Below are 25790 nucleotides of genomic sequence, written 5' to 3' on the forward strand. Positions count from 1 at the left end.
GAGAACGGGATGGCTGGTAAAAAGAATACTGAAAAAGAAGGCAGCTCGTGGATCGGGAAGGTCGAAGACTACTCCCGTAAAATCTGGCTTGCTGGTTTAGGCGTGTACTCGAAAATCGACACTGACGGCAGCAAGCTTTTCGAGTCGCTGGTCAAGGATGGCGAGAAAGCCGAGAAGCTCACCAAAAGCGCTGTCGGCAAGAAAGTCGACGCCGCCAAGGACTCCGCGAGCTCGGCAAAATCGCGCATCAGTGGCGTCAAGGACCGCGCGCTGGGCAAGTGGGACGAGCTGGAAGGTGCATTCGACAAACGTTTGAACAGTGCCATTTCGCGTCTGGGCGTGCCTAGCCGCAATGAAGTCAAGGCACTGCACAGCAAGGTCGACACCCTGACCAAACAGATCGAAAAACTCACAGGCGCCAAGGTGGCTCCGATCGCGGCCAAGACTGCAGCGGCCAAACCGGCGGCCAAGCCTCTGGCTAAAGCAGCGGCCAAGCCGGCAGCCAAGGCTCCGGCCAAGGCAGCAGCCAAGCCTGCGGCGAAACCGGCAGCCAAAACTGCGGCGGCCAAGCCGGCTGCAAAACCTGCCGCCAAGCCGGTAGCCGCCAAGCCTGCGGCAAAACCAGCGGCCAAGCCCACTGCGAAACCGGTGGCGAAGAAACCAGCAGTGAAGAAACCGGCAGCACCCAAGGCCGCTGCACCGAAGCCTGCGATTGCCGCCAAGCCGGCAGCACCGGTCAGCCCTGCGAACTCCGCAGTGGCGCCAACCCCTGCTGTCACCCCGACTGCTGCGCCAGCACCCGCGACGCCAACCAGTCAGTCCTGAGTTTTTCGGGGCATACAAAAACGCCCGGCCTGCAAAGGTCGGGCGTTTTTGTTCGTGGGGCTCTTGCGGCGCTGGTCAATCGTGTTCGTCGAGGTAACGCAGGGCCATCTGCTCGGTGGCCAGTTTCGCCGGTGGCAACAGGTGCGGCGCCACCAGCATCATGATCTGGTAGACCACCACCCGTACCTCGCCCTCGCGATCGAGAATGCGCTGATAGTCCAGCGAGAACAGCAGGGTCATGGTGATCTGTTCCACCAGTTGCCCCAGCGCCTGGGTATCGCTGACCAGTTGGCCCGAAGCCTTGAGCCTGGCCAGCAGCGAGGCCAGGGTGCGCTTCAAGGCGTTGAGCAGGTTGCGAATTCCCTTGGCCAGCTTCGGCAGGCGTCCGGCCAGGTTGGACAGGTCCTGGAACAGGAAGCGGTAGTGCGCCAGGCGCTCGACGATCAGGTGCAGGAACAGCCAGTAGTCTTCGGGAGCCAGGTGCACATCGGCGGGCGGATCGAGCAGGGGCGCCAGCTCATTCTGAAAGCGCTCGAACAACCCGAGGACCAGCGGCTCCTTGCCGTGAAAGTGGTAGTAGAGGTTGCCGGGGCTGATCCCCATTTCGTTGGCAACTTCCATGGTCGAGACATTGGGTTCGCCCTTGTGATTGAACAGCAGCAGGGCACATTCGAGTATCCGGTCGCGGGTTTTCATCCAGTCTTCTTGGTTGTTCAGTCAGGCCGCGACCCTAGGGCCGCGGCGCGGGGAAATTCAGCGGACGCGCACGTAGGTGCCAGGCGCCGCCTCCATCGGTGGGTAATTCTGGTTACCCAGGGTCATCAGGGTTTCGCGCTGGGCGCCGGAACGCTGCTGGATCCACTCCAGCCATTGCGTCCACCAACTGCCGTCGACGTGCTTGGCGTCGTAGTACCAGGCCCGCGGATCGCTGCTGAGCTTGCCGTTTTCGACGTAGTTGGCCTTGGGGTTGCTCGGCGGGTTGAGGATGCTCTGCACATGCCCGCTGTTGGACAGCACGAAGCGCTTGTCGCCGCCCAGCAGCAGGGTTGAGCGATACACCGCATCCCAAGGGGTGATGTGGTCGTTGATGCCGGCGACGCTGAAGCTGTCGACCGTGACCTTTTGCAGGTCGATTGGCGTGCCGCACACTTCCAGGCCCCCGGGATGACTCATCGGGTTGTGCTTGAAGAAGTCCAGCAGATCGCCATGAAAGGCAGCCGGCAGCCGGGTGTTGTCGTTGTTCCAGTAGAGGATGTCGAATGCCGGCGGCTCTTTGCCCAGCAAGTAGTTGTTGACCCAGTAATTCCAGATCAGGTCGTTGGGCCGCATCCAGGCGAACACCTTGGCCATGTCGCGACCGTCAAGCACGCCGCGTTGATAGGAGCGGCGCTTGGCTGCCTCCAGGGTCTGTTCGTCGGCGAACAGGGTCGCCGGGCTGTCCAGCTGGCTATCCAGCAGGCTGACCAGGTAGGTGGAGCTGGAGACCCGACGCAGTTGTCGCTTGGCTTGCAGGTGGCCTTGCAGGGCGGCAATGGTCAGGCCGCCGGCACAGGCACCCATCAGGTTCACGTCACGACTGCCGGTGATCGCCCGGCAGGCATTCATGGCTTCCTCCACGGCCTCGACATAGCTCGACAGGCCCCATTCACGATGCCGGACATCGGGGTTGCGCCAGCTGATGATGAAGGTCTGCAGGCCGTTTTTCAGGGCGAACTGCACGAAGCTGTTGGTGGGGCTGAGGTCGAAGATATAGAACTTGTTGATCTGCGGCGGCACTATCAGCAAGGGCCGGGCGTACTGTTTTTCGCTCATCGGCTTGTACTGGATCAGTTCCAGCAGCTCGTTGCGAAACACCACCGAACCGGGGGTGGTGGCCAGGCTCCTGCCGACCTCGAAGGCCTGTTTGGTGACCTGGCTGGGCAGGCCGTTGTTATGCAGCAGGTCGTCGACCAGATGACCGATGCCGCGGATCACGCTGTTGCCGCCGGAGTTGAAGATTTCCTTGATCGCCAGCGGATTGAGCAGGGTGTTGGACGGTGCCACCGCATCGTTGAGCAGGTTGAAGGCAAAGTGCGCGCGAGCCCGGTCGTCCGCGCTCATGCCGCTGTCGTCGATCCAGCTTTTGATTTGCTTCTGCCAACTGAGATAGGCCTGCAGGCCGCGTCGGTAAAACGGGTTCAGGCTCCAGGTCGGATCGGAGAACCGGCTGTCCTGGGGGTTGGGTTTGTGCAGTGTTTCGCCCAGTAGTACACGGCCCAATTGGCCACCTAGCGCCAAGGTATGGCGGGCGCTGTGCACCGGGTTGCGCAGGCCATAAGTGGCCACGCTGCGCAGAGTCGACAACAAGTCACGGCCACGCAGGCCGGTGATGGCACTCTGGGCAGTGATGTAGGTGGCGGGCGTGGGCAACGAGCCCGCCGTTGGTTTGTCTCGCATGCTTCAACACTCCTTCGTCAAGCCATCAACAAGCACACCAAGACAAACACCATAGTCGGTCCTGAACCATCCTGCGCGCGACGATCCTGTCGGCAGACGCTTTTTGCTACGTACCGCTGAACGGCGTCGGATGCGGGTGCATCACTGCCCGTTGCCGTTCCTCCTCGAGGAATTTCATGATGATCGGCGCCACGGCCTCGGCCCGGGTAATCAGGAACAGATGCCCGTCGTCGATGATGTGTAGCTGGGCATTGGGAATGCGCCACGCCAGCATGCGCATGTTGATCAGCGGGATCAGCGGGTCGTCGTCGCCGGCCAGCACCAGGGTCGGCTGGTGGATCTTGTGCAGCCAGTGGATGCTGGTCCAGCCGAGGCCGGCGAACAATTGCCAGTAGTAGCCCAGCTTGCCCGCCGAGCGGACCTTGCTGGCATGTTCGGCGGCGAGGTTGGGATCACGGCGGAACGAGCCGCCGTAGATCAGGGGGGCGATGCGGATCACATGGGAGGGCTGGATGTAGCGCCGCGGGCTGGCCATCATCCACAGCACCTTGGGTTTGCCCGGCACCATGAAGGCGCCTGCGGCGGTGGCGGCCAGCACCAGTTTCTTGCAGCGTTCGGGGTAGTCGTAGGCGAACTGCTGGGCCAGTGCCCCGCCCCAGGACACCCCGACCACATTGACCTGCCCGTAGTCGAGGTAATCGAGCATGCGCGCGGTCAACTTGGCCAGGCCGGGAAACCGGTAGGGGCGGCTCGGCGTCGAGGAGCCACCCACGCCCGGTACGTCGAAGGCGATGACTTCCAGGTCCGGGTCCAGGGCCTGGACAAATGGAAACACCAGCTCCAGGTTGGCGCCGATACCATTGAAGATCAGCAAGGGTGTCAAGTGAGGCTTGCCTGGGCGTACCGCGGTGCGGATGGTCTGGCCATCCAGGTCGACGGTGCGAAAGATGAACGGTTGAGGCATGCCTTGGCCCTGTTGGTGGAATCGTTGCCTGTAGGGGAGAGTCGCTTGCGCAGCAGCATGCTCGCAAGCGGCCCGATCCTACAGGCTTGCTATCGGCTAACGTTCATGAACATAAGTACCCGGCGCCGCCTCGGCCGCTGGATACGCCTTGTTGCCGAGAATGCTCGGCGTCTTTTTCAGTTTGCCCGAACGCTCCGCCTGCCAGGCCTGCCAGTGCAGCCACCAGGAGTCGGTGTGCTTGGTCGAGTTTTCCTGCCAGACGTCGGCGCTGGCCGGCATCTCTTCGCTGGTCATGTAGCGCGACTTGGGGTTGCCTGGCGGGTTGAGGATGCTCTGGATATGCCCGCTGCTGGAGAGGACGAATTCGACCTTGCCGCCGAACAGCTGGGCCGACTTGTAGCAGGACTTCCACGGGGTGATATGGTCGTTGGTGCCGGCCAGGGAGAAGATGTCGGCGGTGACCTGCTTCAGGTCGATCGGCGTGCCGCACACTTCCAGTGCGTTGGGGCGGATCAGCGGATTGTTTTTGAACATTTCGATCAGGTCGCCGTGGAAGGCCGCGGGCAACCGGGTGGTGTCGTTGTTCCAGAACAGGATGTCGAACACCGGCGGCTCGTTGCCCAGCAGGTAGTTGTTCACCCAGTAGTTCCAGATCAAGTCGTTGGGCCGCATCCAGGCGAAGACCTTGGCCATGTCGCGGCCTTCCAGCACGCCGGCCTGATAGGAGTGACGCTTGGCGGCCTCCAGGGTCTGCTCGTCGACGAACAGCGCCACCTGGGTATCGAGGGTGGTATCGAGCACGCTGACCAGCAGGGTCAGGGCATTGACCTTCTTCTCGCCCAGGGCTGCGTAGTGCCCCAGCAGCGCAGTGCAGGTGATGCCGCCGGAGCAGGCGCCGAGCATGTTCACGTCCTTGCTGCCGGTGATGGCGGTGACCACGTCGACCGCTTCTTTCAGTGCTTCGATGTAGGTCGACAGGCCCCACTCGCGCTGCGCCTTGGTCGGGTTGCGCCAACTGACGATAAAGGTCTGCAAGCCGTTGCGCAGGCAGAAGCGCGCCAGGCTCTTGTCCGGGCTGAGGTCGAAGACATAGAACTTGTTGATCTGTGGCGGCACCACCAGCAGCGGGCGCTCGTGCACCTGTTCGGTCACCGGGCGGTACTGGATCAGTTCCAGCACGTCGTTGCGAAACACCACTGCGCCTTCGCTGGTGCCCAGGTTCTTGCCGATCTCGAAGGCGTCCATGTTGACCTGGCTCGGCATGCCGCCGTTGTGCACGAGGTCCTTGGCCAGATGGGAGAGGCCATCGAGCAGGCTTTTACCGCCGGTTTCGAAGAAGCGTTTGACCGCCGCGGGGTTGGCGGCGGTGTTGGTCGGCGCCATGGCTTCGGTCATCAGGTTGATGACGAAGTGGCCGCGACTGATGTCCTGTTCGGAGAGGTTGCTCTGGCCGATCCAGTCGTGAAGCTCCTTGCGCCACGCCAGGTAGGTTTGCAGATAACGCTTGTACAGTGGGTTCTGGCTCCAGGCCGGATCGTTGAAGCGACGGTCATCGCTCTCCGGCTGCAGCGTCGATTTTCCAAACATCACGTTCTTCAATTCGACGCCGAAATGGGCCACATGTTTGGCGCTGTGCAGCGGTTGTCTGATGGCCTGGGTCAGCACCATACGAGCAGAGGTAAGCAGATCTTTCCGACGTAAACCGATGACCGGATTCAGGCCCAGAGTATTTTCCGAGGCTTGGCGTTTCAGGTCATCGTTATTCTTGTTACTCATCTACGACGCTCCATTGTCCTGAGACGAGTACCGGACCTGCTGTGTAGTCACACAGCAAAGATGCCAGGTACTACTGCTCGGGTGACCGTTGATTCTGCATTACTGCTTTTTTGTTCAGAGAACACTGCAGGGAACTTGCCAGCTCCATTGGTTACCCGAGTTTAATTTTTTTCGCAAGCAGGCCAATCGTTGGCCATGCAGCCCAGCATTCAAACAGATGAATCTAGAAAATGCCCTCTAAAGCTTCAGAGGTCTGATCTAGAGCATCAGCTTGACGATAGACTCATTTGGATCGCGGGACTTTCCGGCTGCTTGAAGTTCGGCAAGATAATCCTTCCACAGATCGTCCTGACGCACCGCCAACTGGTACAGGTAGTCCCAGGTGAACAGGCCGCTGTCATGCCCGTCGTCGAAGGTCAATTTCAGTGCGTACTGACCGGCCGGTTCGACCTTGGTCAGGCCGACGCCGATCTTGCCAAACTGCAGGATGGGTTTGCCGTGGCCCTGGACCTCGGCGGAGGGGGAGTGCACCCGCAGGAATTCGGCGGGCAGGTGATAGACCTCGTCTGGCGCGTAGGTCAGCGTCAGGGTCTTCGAGGCTTTGTGCAGGTTGATGGCGGTGGGAAGTCTGGTCATGGGGGCAGCTTAAAGCTGCAAGCCGCAAGCTACAAGATGACGGCGGTCAACTTGCAGCTTGAAGCTTATGGCTTGCCGCTTAGAGGATGTAGCGGGACAGGTCTTCGTTCTGCGCCAATTCGCCCAGGTGGCTGTTGACGTAGGCGGCGTCGATGCGGATCGGCTCTTCGTTGTGGGCGCTGGCCAGGTCGCCGGCGCTGAACGACACCTCTTCGAGCAAGCGCTCGAGCAGGGTGTGCAGGCGGCGGGCACCGATGTTCTCGGTCTTCTCGTTGACCTGCCAGGCGATCTCCGCCAGGCGCTTGATACCGTCCGCCTGGAACTCGATGACCAAGCCTTCGGTTTTCAGCAGCTCGCGGTATTGCTCGGTCAGGGAGGCGTGAGGCTCGCTGAGAATCCGCTCGAAGTCTTCCGGCGACAGCGCCTTGAGTTCGACGCGGATCGGCAGGCGGCCTTGCAGCTCGGGCACCAGGTCGCTCGGCTTGCTCAGGTGGAACGCGCCGGAAGCGATGAACAGGATGTGGTCGGTCTTGACCATGCCCAGCTTGGTGTTGACGGTGCAGCCTTCGATCAGCGGCAGCAGGTCGCGCTGGACGCCTTCGCGGGATACGTCGACGCCACCGGAGTTACCGCGCTTGGCAACCTTGTCGATTTCGTCGATGAACACGATGCCGTGCTGTTCGACCGCTTCCAGGGCCTTGGCCTTGAGTTCTTCATCGTTGACCAGGCGGCTGGCTTCTTCGTCGCGGATCAGCTTGAGCGCGTCCTTGATCTTGAGCTTGCGGTTCTTGCGCTGGCCCTTGCCCATGTTGGCGAAGAGGCTCTGCAGCTGGTTGGTCATCTCTTCCATGCCCGGTGGCGCGGAAATGTCGACGCCGCTGACTTCAGCCACTTCGATCTCGATTTCCTTGTCGTCCAGCTGGCCTTCGCGCAGGCGCTTGCGGAACAGCTGGCGGGTGTTGGAGTCCTGGGCCGGGGCGGCGTCCTCGTTGCTGAAACCCATGCGCGCCGGCGGCAGCAGGGCATCGAGGATGCGTTCTTCGGCGGCGTCTTCGGCGCGGTGGCGCACGCGGGTCATTTCCTGTTCGCGGAACAGTTTGATCGCGGCATCGGCCAGGTCGCGGATGATCGATTCAACATCGCGGCCGACATAACCGACTTCGGTGAACTTGGTCGCTTCGACCTTGATGAACGGAGCGTTGGCCAGCTTGGCCAGGCGCCGGGCGATCTCGGTCTTGCCGACACCGGTCGGGCCGATCATCAGGATGTTCTTCGGGGTCACTTCGACACGCAGCTCCTCAGGCAGCTGCATGCGGCGCCAGCGGTTACGCAGCGCGATGGCGACGGCGCGCTTGGCATCGTCCTGGCCGATGATATGGCGGTTGAGTTCGTGGACGATTTCGCGGGGAGTCATGGGCATAGTAATTGGCGGTCCTCAAGCAAGAATGAATGCCGTGGCGCGATGGCCGAAACAGGCTTATTCCGCGAGATCCTGCTCCTCAATGGTCTGGGTGTGGTTGGTGAATACGCAGATGTCGCCGGCGATGCCCAAGGCGGTTTCGACGATTTCGCGGGCCGACAGGTCGGTTTTCTTCAGCAGGGCGCTGGCCGCGGCCTGGGCGTAGGCGCCGCCGGAGCCCATGGCGATCAGGCCGTCTTCCGGCTCGACCACGTCACCGTTGCCGGTGATGATCAAGGAGGCGTCCTTGTTGGCGACCGCGAGCATGGCTTCGAGGCGGCTGAGGGAGCGATCGGTACGCCATTCCTTGGCCAGTTCGACGGCGGCGCGTACCAGATGCCCCTGATGCTTTTCAAGCTGGCCTTCGAAGCGTTCGAACAGGGTGAAGGCGTCAGCGGTGGCCCCGGCAAAGCCGGCGATGACCTGGCCGTGATACAAGCGGCGAACTTTTTTCGCGTTGCCTTTCATCACGGTGTTGCCGAGGGAAACCTGGCCGTCGCCGCCCATGACGACTTTGCCGAAGCGGCGGACTGAAACGATGGTGGTCAAGGGGAGAGTCTCCACGCTGCGGGGCGAAAATGCCCTGATGGGAACTCATATGGGGGTGACGCGGGGTTTTTCAACTGCGGCGGGGGTTGTGGGACGAGCGGTATTTCTTGGTGGGAGAGTGGAAGCCGGGGGAGGATGCCATCGCGGGCAAGTCCGCTCCTGCAGGGGATGCGGAGCGGACTTGCTCGCGATCAGCCGCTTTAGCGGCTCTGGCGCTGTTGTAACAGCAGGTTGCTGAAGCCGGCGCCGGCCAATTGCTTCTGCGCGGTGGTCAGCTGTTCGCGGTTGCTGAACGGGCCGACCAGTACGCGGTACCAGGTCTCGTCCTTGACGGTGCCGGACTCGACGGACACCGATTGCCCCAGCAGGATGATCTGCGCGCGGACCTTGTCGGCATCGGTCTGCTTGCGGAACGAACCGGCCTGCAGGAAGAACCTGGTCACCGGCGCGGCCTTCGCCACCTGCGCCACCGGTGGTGCGGGCGGCGGGGTGATGCCGGCCAGGGCCGCCTGGGCTCGCGCGGTATCGATCTTCGCCGCTTCCGCCGGGGTCACCGGGGTGGTCGGAACCACTGGCGCAGTCTGCGGCGTCGGCAGGGTTTTTTCCGGCACGGCTTCCGGCGGCACTATCACCTCCGATTCCGGCAGCAGGGTATAGAAGTCGTACTTCGGCTTCACCGGTTGCTGCGGGCTCGGCGGGGTCTTGTTGGCCTCGGCGATCTTGGTGGTTTTCTGTTGCTCCAGCCGCTCGCGCTTGACGCTGTCACCGCCCTTGCCTGGCTCCAGCTTCATCAGGAACACGATGAAGGCGCCCACGGCCAGGCCGATGGCCATCCACAACCAACCCGGAATCGGTTGCTTCGCAGGAGCTTGGTAACGGCTGGCGCCACGCTTGGGTGCAGGTTTTTTCTTGGCAGCCAACTTACATTTGCTCCAGAACTTTCAGGCCCAGCAATTCCAGACCTTGCTTGAGGGTACGACGGGTCAGCTCGGTGAGGCGCAAGCGGCTCTGCATCTGCGTCGGCGATTCGGCACTGAGGATCGGGCAGTTCTCGTAGAAGCTGGAGAACAGCCCGGCCACGTCGTACAGGTAGGTGCACAGGATATGCGGTGTACCCTTGTCGGCCACGCCGTTCAGCACTTCGCCGAACTGCGCCAGCTTGGCCGCCAGCTCCAGCTCATGGGCGGCTTCGAGGGTGATCTGCCCCTGCACTTCGCTGAAGTCCTTGCCCAGCTTGCGGAACACACCGGCGGCGCGGGTGTAGGCGTACAGCAGGTAAGGCGCGGTGTTGCCTTCGAAGTTCAGCATCAGGTCGAAGTTGAAGCTGTAGTCGCTGGTGCGGTGCTTGGACAGGTCGGCGTATTTCACCGAGTCGATGCCCACCACCTTGGCGATGTTGCGCAGATCGGCCTCGGCCAGCTCCGGGTTCTTTTCCTTGACCAGGCTGTAGGCGCGCTCTTCGGCTTCGGTCAGCAGGTCGATCAGCTTCACGGTGCCGCCGTCGCGGGTCTTGAACGGACGGCCGTCGGCGCCGTTCATGGTGCCGAAGCCCATGTGCTCCATGTCCATCGGGTGGGTCACGAAGCCGGCCTTGCGGGCCACCGCGAACACTTGCTGGAAGTGCAGGGCCTGGCGCTGGTCGACGAAGTACAGCGCGCGGTCGGCCTTGAGCTTGCCGCTGCGGTAGCGCACGGCGGCCAGGTCGGTGGTGGCGTACAGGTAGCCGCCGTCGGCCTTGACGATGATCACCGGCAGCGGCTCGCCTTCGGCGTTCTTGAACTCGTCGAGGAACACGCACTGGGCGCCGTTGCTCTCGACCAGCATGCCCTTGGCCTTGAGGTCGTTGACCACGTTGATCAGGTCGTCGTTGTAGGCGCTTTCGCCCATCACGTCGGCCATGGTCAGTTTGACGTTCAGCAGTTCGTAGATCTTCTGGCAGTGGGACAGGGAGATGTCCTTGAACTTGGTCCACAGTTCCAGGCAGTCCGCGTCACCGGCCTGCAGCTTGACCACCAGGCCGCGGGCACGGTCGGCGAACTCTTCGGATTCGTCGAAGCGCTGCTTGGCGGCGCGGTAGAAGTTTTCCAGGTCCGACAGCTCGTCGCTAGTGATCGGGTTTTCCTGCAGGTAGGCCATCAGCATGCCGAACTGGGTGCCCCAGTCGCCCACGTGGTTCTGGCGGATCACGGTATCGCCGAGGAACTCCAGGACCCGCGCCACGCCGTCGCCAATGATGGTCGAGCGCAGGTGGCCGACGTGCATCTCTTTGGCCAGGTTCGGTGCCGACAGGTCGACCACGGTGCGCTGCAACGCGCCGGCCTTGCGCACGCCGAGGTGGGCGTCGGCCAAGGCGGCATCCAGGCGGGTGGCCAGGGCCTGGGTGTTCTGGAAGAAGTTGATGAAGCCGGGGCCCGCGATCTCGGCCTTGCTGACCTGTTCGTCGGCGGGCAGGGCGGCGATGATCTTTTCCGCCAGGTCGCGTGGTTTCATGCCGGCCGGCTTGGCCAGCATCATGGCGATGTTGCTGGCGAAGTCGCCGTGGGTCTTGTCGCGGGAGTTTTCTACCTGGATCGCCGGCGTCAGGCCTTCTGGCAACACACCTTCGGTGACGAGTTGGGTGATGGCTTGCTGGATGAGCTGGCGAATGGTGTCTTTCATGGTCTTCTCTTTCAACCGCTGGCGCGGCGGCGCTTCGATGCGCAGGTGGAAAAACTGGGCATTATCCGTTGCGAAGACGGGCTTGCCAACTATAGCCGGCTGTGCGGTGGCTGTTCGGGCCTTATCGCGGACAAGTCGGATCGCCGCCCGCTCGCTCCTACAGAGGTGCGCTTGCCTGAGATGGCCGTTCTTCTATCAATACAGGTCCACAGGGTCAACATCCAGCGACCAGCGTACCTGGCGCCCGCTGGGCATCTGTTCCAGCGCCAGCAGCCAGTGACTCAACAGCTTGTGCAGCGGCGCCCGGGCGTTGGCCTGTAACAGCAGTTGCGCGCGATAACGCCCGGCGCGGCGCTCCATGGGCGCCGGTACCGGCCCCAGCAATTCGATACCGCCCAGGTTCATCTCGGCCAGCAAGCGCTCGGCCTCGCCGCAGGCTTCGTCGAGGAAGCCTTCGGCCTGTCCCGGCTTGTGCGCCTCGGCGCGCAGCAGCGCCAGATGGGCGAACGGCGGCAGGCCGGCGGCGCGGCGTTCGCTCAAGGCCTGCTCGGCAAAGGCGAAGTAACCTTGCTCGGTCAGCTGCACCAGCAGCGGGTGGTCGGCCAGGTGGGTCTGGATGATCACCTTGCCTGGCTCTTCGGCCCGCCCGGCCCGCCCGGCGACCTGGACGATCAGCTGCGCCATGCGTTCGCTGGCGCGGAAGTCGCCGGAGAACAGGCCGCCGTCGGCATCGAGGATCGAGACCAGGGTCACCCGCGGGAAGTGGTGCCCCTTGGCGAGCATCTGGGTGCCCACGAGGATGCAGGGCTGGCCCTTCTGGATGGTGGCGAACAACTGGTTCATCGCGTCCTTGCGCGAGGTGCTGTCGCGATCGACCCGCAGCACCGGGTAGTCCGGGAACAGGATTGCCAGCCGCTCCTCGGCGCGCTCGGTGCCGGCGCCGACCGGGCGCAGGTCGACCTTGCCGCATTTCGGGCAATGCCGCGGCACGCGCTCGGAGTGACCGCAGTGGTGGCAGCGCAACTCGCCGTAGCGCTGGTGCACGGTCATCCGCGCGTCGCAGCGTTCGCACTCGGACATCCAGCCGCAGTCGTGGCACAGCAGGGTCGGCGCGAAACCACGGCGATTGAGGAACACCAGCACCTGCTGGCCTGCCGCCAGGGTCTGGCCGATGGCTTGTTGCATGGGGCCGGAAATGCCGCTGTCCAGCGGCCGGCTCTTCACATCCAGGCGCAGGAAGCGCGGCTGCTTGGCGCCACCGGCCCGCTCGTTCAGCCGCAACAGGCCATAACGGCCGGTGTAGGCGTTGTGCAGGCTTTCCATCGACGGGGTGGCGGAGCCCAGCACGATAGGGATGTTTTCCTGGCGGGCGCGGACCAGGGCCAGGTCGCGGGCGTGGTAGCGCAGGCCTTCCTGCTGTTTATAGGAGCCGTCGTGTTCTTCATCGATGATGATCAGCCCGGGGTTCTTCATCGGCGTGAACAGCGCCGAGCGGGTGCCGATAATAATGTCGGCCTCACCGTCGCGGGCTGCCAGCCAGGCATCCAGGCGCTCGCGGTCGTTGACCGCCGAGTGCAGCAGGGCGATGCGGGCGTTGAAACGTTGTTCGAAGCGCGCCAGGGTCTGCGGGCCGAGGTTGATTTCCGGGATCAGCACCAGCGCTTGCTTGCCGGCTTCCAGGGTTTCGCGGATCAGCTGCAGATAGACTTCGGTCTTGCCGCTGCCGGTGACCCCGGCCAGCAGGAAGGCGTGATAGCTGTCGAAGCCGGAGCGGATGGCCTCATAGGCGGCGCGCTGTTCGCTGTTGAGCGGCAGTTCCGGCTGGGCCAGCCAATGTTCGTGGCGTTCGCCCGGAGCGTGCCGGCGGACTTCCACCTGCACCAGATCCTTGGCCAGCAACAGGTCCAGGCTGTCCTTGCTCAGCATCAGCTTGCTCAGTAACTGGTGGGCGACGCCGTGAGGGTGCTGGGCCAGGGTCGCCAGGGCTTCGCGCTGGCGTGGGGCGCGGGCGATGCGTGGGTCGTCGAGACTGGCGCCGGGGCTGACCGACCAGAAGCGTTCTTGCCGGGCCTCGGCCGGCTCGCCCTGGCGCAGCAGGACCGGCAGCGCCCAGCTCAGGGTATCGCCGAGGCTGTGCTGGTAGTACTGCGCGGTCCACAGGCACAGCTTGAACAGCGCGGGCGGCAGCGGCGGGGTGGCGTCCAGCAGGGCCAGTGCCGGTTTGAGTTTATCGACCGGGACTTCGCTGCTGTCCGTGACCTCGACCAGGATGCCGATCATTTCCCGGCGACCGAATGGCACTCGCAGGCGCATGCCCGGATGCAGCTGGGTGCGCAGTACGCCGGCAGGGGCCCGGTAATCGAACAGGCGGCGCAGGGGGGAGGGCAGGGCGAGGCGCAAAATGGCGTCGGGCACGCGGGGAAATCTCATTGAACGGGCGGTGAAGAAGGCCCGGAGCCTAGCAGACGGTCGGTGCAAGGGACAGCTTGCGTGATCGCAAAGGTCTGGTAGAATCCGCGGCCTAATTACGTGCGGTATTCAACAATAGTGTTGGGTGGCGGCACGCTAGCCTGAGGAAGACACCATGAAAGCCGATATCCATCCAGAATACCCAGCAGTTGCCGTAACCTGCAGCTGCGGCAACAAGTTCGAAACTCGTTCGACCTTCGCTAAGCCGCTGGCGATCGACGTTTGCAACGAATGCCACCCGTTCTACACCGGTAAGCAGAAGACTCTGGATACCGGCGGCCGCGTTCAGAAGTTCGCCGACCGTTTCGGCGCTTTCGGCGCGAAAAAGGCCTAAGGCTGATCGGTCTGGAAAGCTGTTTCAGCTTCTCCTCGCTGATGAAAAAGGCGTCCCTTGCGGGCGCCTTTTTTGTGTCCGCGATTTGGCTCTCCAGCGCCCAGGCGTTCTGCCCGGCGCCGGTCGGGCTGGCCTCTGTGCAGGTCCAGCGGGTGGTCGATGGCGACACCTTGCGTCTCGTCGATGGCCGCAGCGTGCGCATGATCGGCCTCAATGCGCCGGAACTGGGCAAAAAAGGCCGCACCGACGAGCCTTTCGCGGTTGCCGCCCGCCAGCGCCTGCAGGCGTTGGTGAAGGCCAGCAACGGTCGGGTCGGCCTGCTTCCCGGTCGGGAAAGCAGGGATCACTATGGGCGGACCCTGGCCCATGTCTATGGTGCCGATGGCGCCAACCTTGAGGCGCAATTGCTTGCCGAAGGCCTGGGCTACCAGGTGGCGGTCGCGCCGAACGTCGATTTGTTCAGCTGCCAGCAAGCCGCCGAGCGTAGCGCCCGGCAGGCCCGGCTGGGGCTGTGGCGGCAATCGTCTGTACTGAAAGCGGATCAGATAAAGGCCTCCGGATTTGCGCTGCTCAGTGGTCGGGTGAGCAAGGTGCAACGCAATCGGGGCGGTGTCTGGATCGAATTGCAGGATTCGGTTGTATTGCGCATTGCACCCAATCTGCTTGGCCAATTCGCTGGCGTGCAGCTGGATCGCCTGCCGGGGCAGCAGATCGAGGCGCGCGGCTGGGTGCTCGATCGTTCACGCAAGGGTGGCTTGAAATCGGGTCAGGCGCGCTGGATGTTGCCGTTGACCCATCCCGGAATGTTCCAGCTGGTTCAATAAATAAAAAATTGTAGACATTTTTTATTTCGATTGTGAACAGTCTATCCCTTGTGTTCCGTGGCTCTTGGCCCAAAGTCGTAGCCTGCGGGCCTTGACAGGGGTGACTGGTCAGTCTTGTAGGGACTTTGCGACACGCGTATCCTCGGCGGTCCGTCTGTCCAACAGTAAAAAGCGGAATGCCCACATGTCTGATTTGAAAACTGCCGCTCTCGAATATCACGCCAATCCCCGTCCAGGGAAACTGAGTGTCGAGCTCACCAAGGCCACCGCTACCGCCCGCGACCTGTCGCTGGCCTACAGCCCCGGCGTAGCCGAACCAGTACGCGAAATCGCCCGCGATCCTGAACTGGCCTACAAATACACCGGCAAGGGCAACCTGGTTGCAGTCATTTCCGATGGCACCGCGATTCTCGGCCTGGGTAACCTCGGCCCACTGGCCTCCAAGCCGGTGATGGAAGGCAAGGGCGTGCTGTTCAAGCGCTTCGCCGGCATCGACGTATTCGACATCGAAGTCGACTCCGAAAGCCCGCAAGCCTTCATCGACACCGTCAAGCGCATCTCCATCACTTTCGGTGGCATCAACCTGGAAGACATCAAGGCGCCAGAGTGCTTCGAGATCGAGCGCGCCCTGATCGAGCAGTGCGACATTCCGGTATTCCACGATGACCAGCACGGCACCGCTATCGTGACTGCGGCCGGCATGATCAACGCCCTGGAAATCGCTGGCAAAACCCTGTCGGACGCGAAGATCGTCTGCCTGGGCGCCGGTGCCGCCGCCATCTCCTGCATGAAGCTGCTGGTGAGCATGGGCGCCCAGATCGAAAACATCTTCATGGTCGACCGTACCGGCGTGATCCACTCCGAGCGCGACGACCTGAACCAGTACAAGGCGGTCTTCGCCCACACGACCGACAAGCGCACCCTGGCTGACGCCCTCAAAGGTGCCGACGTGTTCGTTGGCCTGTCCGGCCCGAACCTGCTGAGCGCCGAAGGCTTGAGCTCCATGGCTGCCAACCCGATCGTGTTCGCCTGCTCGAACCCTGATCCGGAAATCGCCCCGGAACTGGCACACGCCACCCGCAACGACGTGATCATGGCCACCGGCCGTTCGGACTACCCGAACCAGGTCAACAACGTGCTGGGCTTCCCGTTCATCTTCCGTGGTGCCCTGGACGTTCGCGCCAAGCGCATCAACGAAGAAATGAAAGTGGCCGCGGCCAACGCCCTGCGCGAACTGGCCAAGCTGCCGGTGCCTCAGGAAGTGTGCGACGCCTACGGCGGCATCAAGCTGGAATTCGGCCGTGAGTACATCATTCCGAAACCAATGGATGCCCGTCTGATCACCGTGATCTCCGATGCCGTGGCCAAGGCCGCGATCGAGACCGGCGTGGCGACCCTGCCGTATCCGAAGAACTACCCGCTCAAAAGCGTGGATGACGTGTTCAACGGCTAAATAGCAGCCCATAAAAAAACCCGGCCTTCGAGCCGGGTTTTTTTATGGGGAAGTTTCAAGCCTCAAGCTGCAAGAGAAAGGCGGCGCCGCTCTGCTCTTTCTTGCCGCTTGAAGCTTGCAGCTTGCGACTGCTCTCTAGAACAGATCGATCGGCGCCGACTCGTCCGCCGGCAGCGGGCTGCCAGGGGCGTAGCCATTGCCCAGTTCGTTGACCGAAGGCGGGGTGTCTTCGCTCTTGAACAGTTCGAAGTAGGCGTTCGGCGTGCCCGGTGTCGCGGCGCGGCCGCTGACCGGATCGACCCGCAGGCTGAGAATGCCTTCCGGCTCGGCCTGGGTATGGGCCGGCTTGTCCTTGAGGGCGGCGCCCATGTAGTTCATCCAGATCGGCAGGGCCACGGTGCCGCCATACTCGCGGCGTCCCAGGCTTTCCGGCTGGTCGAAACCGGTCCAGACCGTGGTCACGTAGTCGGCGTTGTAGCCGGAGAACCAGGCGTCCTTGGATTCGTTGGTGGTCCCGGTCTTGCCGGCCAGGTCGGTGCGGCCCAGGGCTAGGGCGCGTCGCCCGGTGCCGAGCTTGATTACGTCTTCCAGCATGCTGTTGAGGATGTAGGTGGTGCGGCCATCGATGATGCGTTCGGCCACCGCAGGTGCCTGTACAGGGGCCTGGCTCGGGGTTTCGCCAGGGACGTTGTCCACCGTGAAGCCCTGCTGCGCCGGTGCCGCTATCCCGCTGCTGGCCGTGTCGCCAGCCGGTACGCTCGGCGGGTTGGCGGTGAACAGGGTTTCGCCGTTGCGGCTTTCGATCTTGTCGATGATGTACGGCGTGACCTTGTAGCCGCCGTTGGCGAACACGCTCCAGCCGGTGGCGATCTCCATCGGGGTCAGGGTCGCGGTGCCCAGGGCCAGCGACAGGTTGCGCGGCAGGTCCTGTTTGTTGAAGCCGAACTTGCTGATGTAGTCGATGGTGCGGTCCACGCCCAGGCTCTGCAGGAGGCGGATCGAAACCAGGTTGCGCGACTTGTACAGCGCCTCGCGCATGCGGATCGGGCCGAGGAAGGTGTTGGTGTCGTTTTTCGGACGCCAGACCTTGTCCAGGTACTCGTCGACGAACACGATCGGCGCATCGTTCACCAGGCTGGCGGCGGTGTAGCCATTGTCCAGCGCGGCGCTATAGACGAACGGCTTGAAGCTGGAACCGGGTTGGCGCTTGGCCTGCAGCGCCCGGTTGTAGTTGCTCTGCTCGAAGGCGAAGCCGCCCACCAGCGAGCGAATGGCGCCGTTTTGCGGATCGAGGGACACTAGTGCGCCCTGAACGACCGGGATCTGGCGGAACTTGAGCGAGTTGTCTGCCTGGCGCTGCACGCGAATCAGGTCGCCGACCTGGGCGACATCGCTCGGCTGCTTGGGAGCGGCGCCCATGCTGTTGGTGTTCAGGAACGGGCGCGCCCATTTCATGCTGTCCCAACCTACGTGCTCTTCGCCGGTGCGGGTCAGTACCTGCAGGCCGTTCTTGTCGACCTGGGTGACGATCGCCGGTTCCAGGCCGCTGATGCTGCGTTGCTTGGTCAGTTCCTGGGCCCAGGCAGCGTGGGTCTTGCCGGGCAGGCGCGACTCGGGGCCGCGATAGCCATGGCGCTGGTCGTAGGTGATCAGACCTTCATGGACGGCGGTGTTGGCCAGTTCCTGCAGGTCGCTCGGTACCGTGGTGGTGACGCGGAAACCTTCGGTATAGGCGTCGCTGCCGTAACGACCGACCATCTCGGCGCGGGCCATCTCGGCGATGTACGGTGCGTTCACTTCCGGCGTCGGCACGTGATAGCTGGCATTCAGCGGCTCGTTGATCGCCGCGGTGTAGTCCGCCTCGCTGATCTTGCCGAGCTTGTACATCCGCCCGAGGATCCAGTCGCGGCGCTCTTTACTGCGCGCCGGGTTGGCCAGCGGGTTGAAGCGCGACGGTGCCTTGGGCAGGCCGGCGATCATCGCCATCTGCGCCAGGCTGACATCGCGAATCGACTTGCCGTAATACACCTGGGCCGCGGCCTCGATGCCGTAGGCGCGGTTACCCAGGTAGATCTTGTTGACGTACAGCTCGAGGATCTCGTCCTTGGTCAGTTGGCGCTCGATTTGCAGGGCCAGGAGGATCTCGGTGGTCTTGCGCGAGAAGCTGCGTTCGCTGCTCAGGAAGAAGTTCTTTGCCACCTGCATGGTGATGGTGCTGCCGCCGGACTGGATGTGCCCGCTCTTGACCAGCTGGGTCGCGGCACGCATCAGGCTGCTGGGATCGACGCCGTAGTGGTTGGCGAAATTGTCGTCTTCAGCACTTAGTAACGCATTAATGAAGTTGGGGGGAATGTCGGCGAAACGGATTGGAGTGCGGCGCATTTCGCCGAATTCTGCAATCAACTTGCCGTCGCTGCTGTACACCCGCAGGGGAATCTGCAACTGGATACTTCTGAGCGCCTCTACCGACGGTAACCCAGGACTAAGATAGAGAAACGCGCCGGAGAGAGCGAGGAGCAGCCCGCAGAACACAGCGACGATGGACCACCCGAAAAACTTCAGCAGACGAATCAAGGCTTTTGGATTTCCAGAGAAAGGAATGAATTGGGCGTCAGGTATTCACAGTCAGGAATCGGCTCACGCAGCAGATAAATCGCGGAAAAATCGCTGGGCATTATAAGCATTTTTCCGCCAAGGGCGTCATTTGCCCGTCTGTCAAGACGTGGTGATTGAACGCAATGGACATTCCAGAGTCCGTAAGTCACGGATAGTCATAGGGAATTGGTAGTGCTAGGACTCTTCAGTAAAAAGGCGAGTTCCCTTCTGGGGATCGATATCAGCTCCACCTCGGTCAAGCTTCTTGAATTGAGCCGTGTCGGTGGCCGTTTTCGGGTCGAGGCCTATGGCGTGGAGCCGTTGCCGGCCAACGCCGTGGTCGAAAAAAACATCGTCGAGCCTGAAGGGGTCGGGCATGCCCTGTCTCGCCTGCTGGCCAGGGCCCGGCCGGGTGCGAAGCACGCGGCGCTGGCGATGGCCGGCTCGGCGGTGATCAGCAAGGTCATCGAGATGGAGGCCGGGCTGTCCGACGACGATCGGGAAAGCCAGCTCAAGGTCGACGCCGACCAGTACATTCCCTATCCGCTGGACGAGGCCGCCATCGATTTCGACGTCCTCGGCTATTCGGCCCGCAATCCCGAACGCGTCGATGTGCTGTTGGCGGCCTGCCGCAAGGAGCACATCGAAGTTCGCGAGGCGGCGCTCGAGCTCGCCGGGCTGACGGCCCGAGTGGTGGACCTGGAAGTCTGCGCGCTGGAGCGTTCGTTCGCCCTGGCGGCTGGCTCGCCGGCTGCCCGGACCGTGGCGCTGGTCGATATCGGCGCCACCCTGACCACCCTGAGCATCGTGCATGAAGGGCAGATCGTCTATTCCCGTGAGCAGTTGTTCGGCGGACACCAACTGACCGAACACATCCAGCGTCGCTACGGGCTGTCGAAAGAAGAGGCCGGCCTGGCGAAAAAGCAGGGTGGCCTGCCGGACGATTACGCCAGTGAGGTGCTGCAACCTTTTCAGGAGGCGGTTGTGCAACAGGTTTCGCGCTCGTTGCAGTTTTTCCAGGCCTCCGCCCCGCAACACCAGGTCGACTCCATCCTGTTGGCGGGTGGCAGCGCCTCGGTTCCGGGGCTTGTCCCGTTGATCGAGCAGCGCTTGGGCTTGCCTGCGCTGATCGCCAACCCCTTCGCTGGCATGAGCATCGGCGCCAAGGTCGACGCCGCGGCCCTGGTCAGCGAAGCCCCGTCCTTGATGGTCGCCTGCGGGCTGGCCTTGCGGAGTTTCGACTGATGGCGCGGATCAATCTTCTTCCCTGGCGCGAGGCGCGGCGCGAACAGCGGCGTCGCCACTTTTTCCTGGCCCTGGCGGCGGCTGTGACGGTGGCCCTGGGTGTGTTGTTCGCGGGCGACAGGATCATCGACCGGGCGATCGACAGGCAACTGGCGCGCAACAATCACGTAGGCGCTCAAATCACCTTGCTCGATCAACGGATCGCCAAGATCGGTGAGCTGAAGCTGCATCGCGAGCAACTGGTGGAACGGATGAAGATCATCCAGGACCTGCAAGGCAATCGCTCCACTAGTGCGCGGATGTTCGACCAATTGGCCCGCACCCTGCCGGACGGGGTGTATTTCACCGATGTCAGGATGAGCGGGCAGACTCTTTCCATCACCGGGGCGGCCGAATCGAACCATCGTGTTTCGGACCTGATGCGCAACCTGGACGCCTCGGACTGGTTCGATGCGCCGAGCCTGACAGAGGTCAAGGCCGCCGGGGCGGACAACGCCGACCAGGTCAATGTGTTTCAGCTGACCGTCCATCAGACCCGGCCCGCCCTGGGTGAGGAAGGGCAATGAACCTGTCCGGCGGGTGGGCGCAGATGCGCCGGATCGATCTCGGCGAGCTGGAAATGAGCAACATGGGGGCGTGGCCGGCGCTGGTCAAAGGCGTGGTCGTGGCGCTGGTCATGCTGCTGGTACTGGCCCTCGGCTACAACCTGTACCTCAAGGACCTGTTGCTGCAACTCGACCAGCGCCGGGTGGACGAGGCCGTGCTGAAACAGCAGTTCGCCAGCAAGGCGCGCCTGGTGGCCAACCTCGGGCCTTACACCGAACAGATGAAGGCCATGGAAACCGCCTTTGACCTCATGCTGCGCCAGTTGCCCAGCGATACCGAGGTGCCGGGCCTGCTTGAAGACATCAGCCGCACCGGGCTTGGCAGCGGGCTGGAGTTCGAAGAGATCAAGCTGTTGCCGGAGGTGGTCCAGCCGTTTTACGTCGAATTGCCAATCCAGATCAGGGTTACCGGCGGCTATCACGCACTGGCGACTTTCGTCAGCGGCGTGGCCGGTTTGCCGCGAATCGTCACCCTGCATGATTTCGAGATCAAACCGGTCACGCCGCAGGTCGGTTCGAACCTGCGCATGAACATTCTGGCCAGGACTTACCGCTACAAGGTGCCACGCCCATGAAGCGCGCTCACGGCTTGTTGCTGGTGCTGGCATTTGTCGGGCTGGCTGGTTGTGGCAACGATGACGACTTCAGTGATCTGGATGCCTACATGAACGAGGCGCGCTTGCAGTCGCCCGGCGAGATTGAACCAATGCCGGCATTCGGGTCTTACCCAACGTTCACCTATAACGCCGCACCCTTGCGCAGCCCGTTTCAGCCTGCGGTCAGGGTGGACCTGGCGGCACGTCGGGCAGGCTCGCCTGCGGTCAAGCCGGATCCGAACCGCAGCAAGCAGTATCTCGAGGGCTTCAGCATCGAACAGTTCGAGATGGTGGGCACCCTTTCCAATGCTTCCGGCTTCTTTGCGCTGTTGCGTGGCGCCGGTGGCGTGCATCGGCTGAAGGTCGGCGATTACCTGGGGCGTAACGACGGGCGGATTGTCGCGATCAGCGATTCACAGGTCGAGGTGGTCGAGATTGTTCCCGATGGAGCGGGAGCGTGGCTGGAGCGACCACGGACCATTCCATTAAAAGAACACTCATAGTGGAACTCGCATCATGAACAGGATCTTTTCAGCCTTCGGTATTGCGCTATGGATGGCGCTGCTTTCACCGATGGCCATGGCGGCCAGCCTCAAGGCCCTGGATGTCGCGGCACTGCCGGGGGATCGCCTGGAGTTGAAACTCACCTTCGATGGGCCGGTGCCCGAGCCGCGCGGCTATACCACCGACCAGCCAGCGCGGATCGCCCTCGATCTGCCTGGTGTTGTCAGCCAGCTGGCAGACAAGAGCCGTGACCTGGGCAATGGCAATGCGCGCAGCGTGACGGTGGTCGAATCGGGGCAGCGTACCCGGGTCGTCGTCAATCTGGTCGCGCTGGCGCCCTACAGCACTCGGGTCGCCGGCAATCAGCTGTTTGTGGTGATCGGCCAAGGGGCGACGGCGGCGCTGAGTGCGCCGGGGCAGCCGGCTGTCGCGTCCGGGCGGGCCAAGGCCGTGGCTTCCGTGGGGCGGTCGATTCGCAGCGTGGATTTCCAGCGCGGCGAGCAAGGCGAAGGTAATGTGCTGATCGATCTCTCCGACTCGGGAATGAGCCCGGATATACAGGAGCGCGGCGGCAAGCTCGTCCTCACCTTCGCCAAGGCCCGCCTGCCCGAGCCCCTGCGGGTCAGGCTGGACGTCAAGGATTTCGCCACCCCCGTGCAGTTCGTCAGCGCCCGGGCGGAGTCCGGCAAGGCCATCGTCACTATCGAGCCCGGCGGCACTTTCGATTACTCGACCTACCAGACGGACAACAAACTCACGGTGAGCGTCAGGCCGATGACCTCGGGCGACCTGCAGAAACGCAACGCCGAGCGCTCGGCCTACAACGGCGAAAAGCTCTCACTGAACTTCCAGGACATCGAGGTTCGCTCGGTGCTGCAACTGATCGCCGATTTCACCAACCTCAACCTGGTGGCCAGCGATACGGTGCAGGGCGGCATTACCTTGCGCCTGCAGAATGTGCCGTGGGACCAGGCCCTCGATCTGGTGCTCAAGACCAAGGGGCTGGACAGGCGCAAGGTGGGCAACGTGTTGCTGGTGGCGCCGGCCGATGAAATCGCTGCCCGCGAACGCCAGGAGCTGGAGTCGCAGAAGCAGATCGCCGACCTGGAACCATTGCGGCGCGAACTGCTGCAGGTCAACTACGCCAAGGCCGCGGAGATCGCCAAGCTGTTCCAGTCGGTCACCCGCGCCGAGGACAAGTCCGACGAACGCGGGTCGATCACTGTCGATGAGCGGACCAACAACATCATCGCCTACCAGACCCGGGAGCGCCTGGACGAGCTGCGGCGGATCGTCAGCCAGCTGGATATCCCGGTGCGCCAGGTGATGATCGAAGCGCGGATCGTCGAGGCCAACGTCGACTACGACAAAAGCCTGGGCGTGCGCTGGGGCGGCTCGATCCAGAACCAGGGCAACTGGAATGCCTCGGGGGTCAGCAACGGCACCAACGGTTCCTCCACCATAGGCACGCCGGGCAGCACCAGCAGCAACTCACCGTTCGTCGACCTGGGCACTACCGCCAATACCTCCGGCCTGGGTATCGCCTTCATCACCGACAATGTGTTGCTGGACCTTGAGCTGACAGCCATGGAAAAGACCGGTAACGGGGAAATCGTCTCCCAGCCCAAGGTCGTCACGTCCGACAAGGAGACGGCGAAGATCCTCAAGGGCACGGAAATCCCCTATCAGGAAGCCGCCTCCAGCGGGGCGACCTCGGTGTCGTTCAAGGAGGCCTCGCTGTCCCTGGAGGTGACGCCACAGATCACCCCGGATAACCGCATCATCATGGAGGTCAAGGTCACCAAGGACGAGCCGGACTACCTGAACAAAGTCCAGGACGTGCCGCCGATCAAGAAGAACGAGGTCAACGCCAAGGTCCTGATCAACGATGGAGAGACCATCGTCATCGGTGGAGTTTTCTCCAATACGCAAAGCAAGGTTGTAGATAAGGTGCCATTTCTCGGCGATGTGCCGTATCTTGGCCGCCTTTTCCGGCGTGACGTGGTGTCGGAGAAAAAATCCGAGCTGCTGGTATTTCTCACTCCGCGTATCATGAACAACCAGGCGATTGCTGTGAGTCGTTGATTCTGTGCGAAATTTGATTCTTGTTGGGCCAATGGGGGCTGGAAAAAGCACCATTGGTCGCTTGCTGGCCAAAGAGCTGCGCCTGCCATTCAAAGATTCCGATAAGGAAATTGAGTTGCGCACGGGTGCCAATATCCCGTGGATCTTCGATAAAGAAGGTGAGCCGGGCTTTCGTGATCGGGAACAGGCCATGATCGCCGAGCTGTGCTCCGCCGATGGCGTGGTCCTGGCGACCGGCGGCGGCGCGGTGATGCGCGAAGCCAACCGTCTGGCGCTGCATGCCGGGGGGCGTGTGGTCTATCTGCATGCTTCGGTGGAGCAGCAGGTCGGTCGCACTGCACGGGATCGCAATCGACCGCTGCTGCGCACGGCCGATCCGGCGAAGACCCTGCGGGACCTGTTGGCGATTCGCGATCCGCTTTATCGGGAAATCGCCGACCTGGTGGTTGAAACCGATGAACGGCCACCGCGCATGGTGGTGCTGGACATACTGGACCGCCTGCAGCAACTGCCTCCCCGTTAATGCGCAGCGTGAAATGCGCTATCCTCGGCGCCTTGCCATGATCGCTCGCGGTTGTGGCGCATGGCTATTGCGCGGCGTCAGAAAGCCAGGCGATGCCAGTCGTTAATGCAAGGCAGGACACCAGCTTCCATCTTCACTGTGGGGACACATGCAGACACTTAAGGTCGATCTAGGCGAGCGCAGCTACCCGATTCATATTGGCGAAGGTTTGTTGGACCGGCCCGAGTTGCTGGCTCCGCACATCGCCGGGCGACAAGTGGCGATCGTTTCCAATGAAACCGTAGCGCCGCTGTACCTTGAGCGTCTGAAACGCAGCCTCGCCCAGTTCTCGGTGATCTCGGTGGTTCTTCCCGACGGCGAAGCGTTCAAGAACTGGGAAACCCTGCAGCTTATTTTCGATGGCCTGCTGACCGCACGCCACGATCGCCGCACCACGATCATCGCCCTTGGCGGCGGGGTGATCGGCGATATGGCCGGCTTTGCCGCCGCCTGCTACCAGCGTGGCGTCGATTTCATCCAGATTCCTACCACCTTGTTGTCCCAGGTCGATTCGTCGGTGGGCGGCAAGACCGGTATCAACCATCCGCTGGGCAAGAACATGGTCGGTGCCTTCTATCAGCCGAACGTGGTGCTGATCGATACCGCCTCGCTCAATACCCTGCCGCCTCGCGAGCTGTCGGCCGGCCTGGCGGAAGTCATCAAATACGGTCTGATCTGCGACGAGCCCTTCCTTACCTGGCTCGAAGACAACGTCGACCGCTTGCGAGCCCTGGACCAGCAGGCGCTGACCTATGCTATCGAACGCTCCTGCGCGGCCAAGGCGGCCGTGGTGGGCGCCGACGAGCGTGAGTCCGGTGTGCGCGCCACGCTGAACCTGGGGCATACCTTCGGCCACGCCATCGAAACCCACATGGGCTATGGTGTCTGGCTGCATGGTGAAGCGGTTGCCGCTGGCACCGTAATGGCACTGGAGATGTCCGCACGCCTTGGCTGGATTAGCGCCGAGGAGCGTGACCGCGGCATTCGCCTGTTCCAGCGCGCAGGCTTGCCGGTCATTCCGCCCGAGGAAATGACCGAGGCGGATTTTCTCGAACACATGGCAATTGACAAGAAAGTGATCGATGGTCGTTTGCGTCTGGTGCTGTTGCGCCGCATGGGCGAAGCCGTAGTGACCGACGATTATCCGAAAGAGGTTTTACAGGCCACGCTGGGAGCGGATTACCGCGCCCTGGCTCAGCTTAAAGGTTAATAAGA

Annotated in this window: 22 protein-coding genes; 11 read left to right on the top strand and 11 right to left on the bottom strand. The window is 62.6% G+C overall.

From position 1 onward, the window contains the following. Window positions 1–9: 9 nt before the first annotated feature. Window positions 10–825, top strand: a complete 816-nt coding sequence (locus AC3RCP_RS03365; protein ID WP_492571385.1) for a phasin family protein — start codon at window positions 10–12, stop codon at window positions 823–825. Window positions 826–900: 75 nt separating this feature from the next. Here AC3RCP_RS03365 and AC3RCP_RS03370 read toward each other — a convergent pair whose 3' ends face one another. From AC3RCP_RS03370 to AC3RCP_RS03415, 10 genes are all read right to left on the bottom strand, one after another. Then, window positions 901–1521 (bottom strand): TetR/AcrR family transcriptional regulator, encoded by a 621-nt coding sequence (locus AC3RCP_RS03370; protein WP_053259349.1) that lies wholly within the window; start codon window positions 1519–1521, stop codon window positions 901–903. A gap of 57 nt (window positions 1522–1578) precedes the next feature. Further along, entirely contained in the window at window positions 1579–3261 is a 1683-nt protein-coding gene (gene phaC / locus AC3RCP_RS03375) for a class II poly(R)-hydroxyalkanoic acid synthase (protein ID WP_492571386.1), read from the bottom strand. A 106-nt stretch (window positions 3262–3367) separates the two neighbouring features. After that, complete coding sequence (gene phaZ, locus AC3RCP_RS03380; RefSeq protein WP_007925872.1) at window positions 3368–4225, bottom strand: poly(3-hydroxyalkanoate) depolymerase; 858 nt, start codon at window positions 4223–4225, stop codon at window positions 3368–3370. Window positions 4226–4321: 96 nt separating this feature from the next. Next, window positions 4322–6001: a class II poly(R)-hydroxyalkanoic acid synthase gene (gene phaC / locus AC3RCP_RS03385; protein WP_087089764.1), complete on the bottom strand. Its 1680-nt coding sequence runs from the start codon at window positions 5999–6001 to the stop codon at window positions 4322–4324. Window positions 6002–6259: 258 nt separating this feature from the next. After that, window positions 6260–6637 carry a gamma-butyrobetaine hydroxylase family protein gene (locus AC3RCP_RS03390; RefSeq protein ID WP_007925870.1) on the bottom strand — a complete coding sequence of 126 codons (378 nt, stop codon included), beginning with the start codon at window positions 6635–6637 and terminating at the stop codon, window positions 6260–6262. A gap of 79 nt (window positions 6638–6716) precedes the next feature. Further along, window positions 6717–8057 carry an ATP-dependent protease ATPase subunit HslU gene (gene hslU / locus AC3RCP_RS03395; protein ID WP_007925868.1) on the bottom strand — a complete coding sequence of 447 codons (1341 nt, stop codon included), beginning with the start codon at window positions 8055–8057 and terminating at the stop codon, window positions 6717–6719. A gap of 57 nt (window positions 8058–8114) precedes the next feature. Further along, on the bottom strand, window positions 8115–8645 hold the full coding sequence (gene hslV, locus AC3RCP_RS03400; protein WP_007925866.1) for an ATP-dependent protease subunit HslV: 531 nt from the start codon (window positions 8643–8645) through the stop codon (window positions 8115–8117). Window positions 8646–8845: 200 nt separating this feature from the next. Then, complete coding sequence (locus tag AC3RCP_RS03405) at window positions 8846–9565, bottom strand: SPOR domain-containing protein (protein ID WP_007925864.1); 720 nt, start codon at window positions 9563–9565, stop codon at window positions 8846–8848. A 1-nt stretch (window position 9566) separates the two neighbouring features. Beyond that, window positions 9567–11303 carry an arginine--tRNA ligase gene (argS, locus tag AC3RCP_RS03410; protein ID WP_007925862.1) on the bottom strand — a complete coding sequence of 579 codons (1737 nt, stop codon included), beginning with the start codon at window positions 11301–11303 and terminating at the stop codon, window positions 9567–9569. 195 nt (window positions 11304–11498) lie between these two features. Continuing rightward, complete coding sequence (locus tag AC3RCP_RS03415; RefSeq protein WP_492571387.1) at window positions 11499–13718, bottom strand: primosomal protein N'; 2220 nt, start codon at window positions 13716–13718, stop codon at window positions 11499–11501. 169 nt (window positions 13719–13887) lie between these two features. Here AC3RCP_RS03415 and rpmE point away from each other — a divergent pair, with 169 nt between their 5' ends. From rpmE to AC3RCP_RS03430, 3 genes are all read left to right on the top strand, one after another. After that, complete coding sequence (rpmE, locus tag AC3RCP_RS03420; RefSeq protein ID WP_007925855.1) at window positions 13888–14106, top strand: 50S ribosomal protein L31; 219 nt, start codon at window positions 13888–13890, stop codon at window positions 14104–14106. Window positions 14107–14147: 41 nt separating this feature from the next. Next, entirely contained in the window at window positions 14148–14930 is a 783-nt protein-coding gene (locus tag AC3RCP_RS03425; protein WP_274301679.1) for a thermonuclease family protein, read from the top strand. 184 nt (window positions 14931–15114) lie between these two features. Beyond that, complete coding sequence (locus tag AC3RCP_RS03430; protein WP_062823907.1) at window positions 15115–16383, top strand: malic enzyme-like NAD(P)-binding protein; 1269 nt, start codon at window positions 15115–15117, stop codon at window positions 16381–16383. Between the two features lie 135 nt (window positions 16384–16518). Here the strand turns inward: AC3RCP_RS03430 and AC3RCP_RS03435 are convergent, their stop codons facing one another. Then, on the bottom strand, window positions 16519–18954 hold the full coding sequence (locus AC3RCP_RS03435) for a penicillin-binding protein 1A (protein WP_172963018.1): 2436 nt from the start codon (window positions 18952–18954) through the stop codon (window positions 16519–16521). A 216-nt stretch (window positions 18955–19170) separates the two neighbouring features. On the opposite strand from AC3RCP_RS03435, the gene AC3RCP_RS03440 reads away from it, so the two are divergent. From AC3RCP_RS03440 to aroB, 7 genes are all read left to right on the top strand, one after another. Further along, a complete protein-coding gene (locus AC3RCP_RS03440; RefSeq protein ID WP_101336620.1) occupies window positions 19171–20223 on the top strand; it encodes a pilus assembly protein PilM in 1053 nt (350 codons plus the stop codon). After that, the gene (locus AC3RCP_RS03445; RefSeq protein WP_492571388.1) at window positions 20223–20789 is read left to right on the top strand and encodes a PilN domain-containing protein; all 567 of its coding nucleotides are present in this window, start codon (window positions 20223–20225) and stop codon (window positions 20787–20789) included. The genes AC3RCP_RS03440 and AC3RCP_RS03445 overlap by 1 nt, the downstream gene beginning before the upstream one ends. Next, window positions 20786–21403: a type IV pilus inner membrane component PilO gene (locus AC3RCP_RS03450; RefSeq protein ID WP_492571389.1), complete on the top strand. Its 618-nt coding sequence runs from the start codon at window positions 20786–20788 to the stop codon at window positions 21401–21403. The genes AC3RCP_RS03445 and AC3RCP_RS03450 overlap by 4 nt, the downstream gene beginning before the upstream one ends. Continuing rightward, on the top strand, window positions 21400–21927 hold the full coding sequence (locus AC3RCP_RS03455) for a pilus assembly protein PilP (RefSeq protein WP_087089780.1): 528 nt from the start codon (window positions 21400–21402) through the stop codon (window positions 21925–21927). Before AC3RCP_RS03450 ends, AC3RCP_RS03455 begins: the two co-directional genes overlap by 4 nt. A gap of 13 nt (window positions 21928–21940) precedes the next feature. Beyond that, a complete protein-coding gene (locus tag AC3RCP_RS03460) occupies window positions 21941–24013 on the top strand; it encodes a type IV pilus secretin PilQ (RefSeq protein ID WP_492571390.1) in 2073 nt (690 codons plus the stop codon). A 4-nt stretch (window positions 24014–24017) separates the two neighbouring features. Further along, window positions 24018–24536: a shikimate kinase AroK gene (aroK, locus tag AC3RCP_RS03465; protein ID WP_009041824.1), complete on the top strand. Its 519-nt coding sequence runs from the start codon at window positions 24018–24020 to the stop codon at window positions 24534–24536. Window positions 24537–24684: 148 nt separating this feature from the next. Continuing rightward, window positions 24685–25785: a 3-dehydroquinate synthase gene (aroB, locus tag AC3RCP_RS03470; protein ID WP_007925843.1), complete on the top strand. Its 1101-nt coding sequence runs from the start codon at window positions 24685–24687 to the stop codon at window positions 25783–25785. The last annotated feature ends 5 nt before the right edge of the window (window positions 25786–25790 follow it).

This window comes from Pseudomonas sp. GW822-FHT05A08 (assembly GCF_058800485.1).

Coding starts and splice junctions, on each gene's coding strand:
- aroB (WP_007925843.1), top strand. CDS start 24,685: ATGCAGACACTTAAGGTCGATCTAGGCGAGCGCAGCTACCCGATTCAT.
- AC3RCP_RS03370 (WP_053259349.1), bottom strand. CDS start 1,521: ATGAAAACCCGCGACCGGATACTCGAATGTGCCCTGCTGCTGTTCAAT.
- AC3RCP_RS03460 (WP_492571390.1), top strand. CDS start 21,941: ATGAACAGGATCTTTTCAGCCTTCGGTATTGCGCTATGGATGGCGCTG.
- phaC (WP_492571386.1), bottom strand. CDS start 3,261: ATGCGAGACAAACCAACGGCGGGCTCGTTGCCCACGCCCGCCACCTAC.
- phaC (WP_087089764.1), bottom strand. CDS start 6,001: ATGAGTAACAAGAATAACGATGACCTGAAACGCCAAGCCTCGGAAAAT.
- AC3RCP_RS03425 (WP_274301679.1), top strand. CDS start 14,148: ATGAAAAAGGCGTCCCTTGCGGGCGCCTTTTTTGTGTCCGCGATTTGG.
- rpmE (WP_007925855.1), top strand. CDS start 13,888: ATGAAAGCCGATATCCATCCAGAATACCCAGCAGTTGCCGTAACCTGC.
- AC3RCP_RS03430 (WP_062823907.1), top strand. CDS start 15,115: ATGTCTGATTTGAAAACTGCCGCTCTCGAATATCACGCCAATCCCCGT.
- phaZ (WP_007925872.1), bottom strand. CDS start 4,225: ATGCCTCAACCGTTCATCTTTCGCACCGTCGACCTGGATGGCCAGACC.
- argS (WP_007925862.1), bottom strand. CDS start 11,303: ATGAAAGACACCATTCGCCAGCTCATCCAGCAAGCCATCACCCAACTC.
- AC3RCP_RS03450 (WP_492571389.1), top strand. CDS start 20,786: ATGAACCTGTCCGGCGGGTGGGCGCAGATGCGCCGGATCGATCTCGGC.
- hslU (WP_007925868.1), bottom strand. CDS start 8,057: ATGCCCATGACTCCCCGCGAAATCGTCCACGAACTCAACCGCCATATC.
- AC3RCP_RS03455 (WP_087089780.1), top strand. CDS start 21,400: ATGAAGCGCGCTCACGGCTTGTTGCTGGTGCTGGCATTTGTCGGGCTG.
- AC3RCP_RS03365 (WP_492571385.1), top strand. CDS start 10: ATGGCTGGTAAAAAGAATACTGAAAAAGAAGGCAGCTCGTGGATCGGG.
- AC3RCP_RS03390 (WP_007925870.1), bottom strand. CDS start 6,637: ATGACCAGACTTCCCACCGCCATCAACCTGCACAAAGCCTCGAAGACC.
- AC3RCP_RS03445 (WP_492571388.1), top strand. CDS start 20,223: ATGGCGCGGATCAATCTTCTTCCCTGGCGCGAGGCGCGGCGCGAACAG.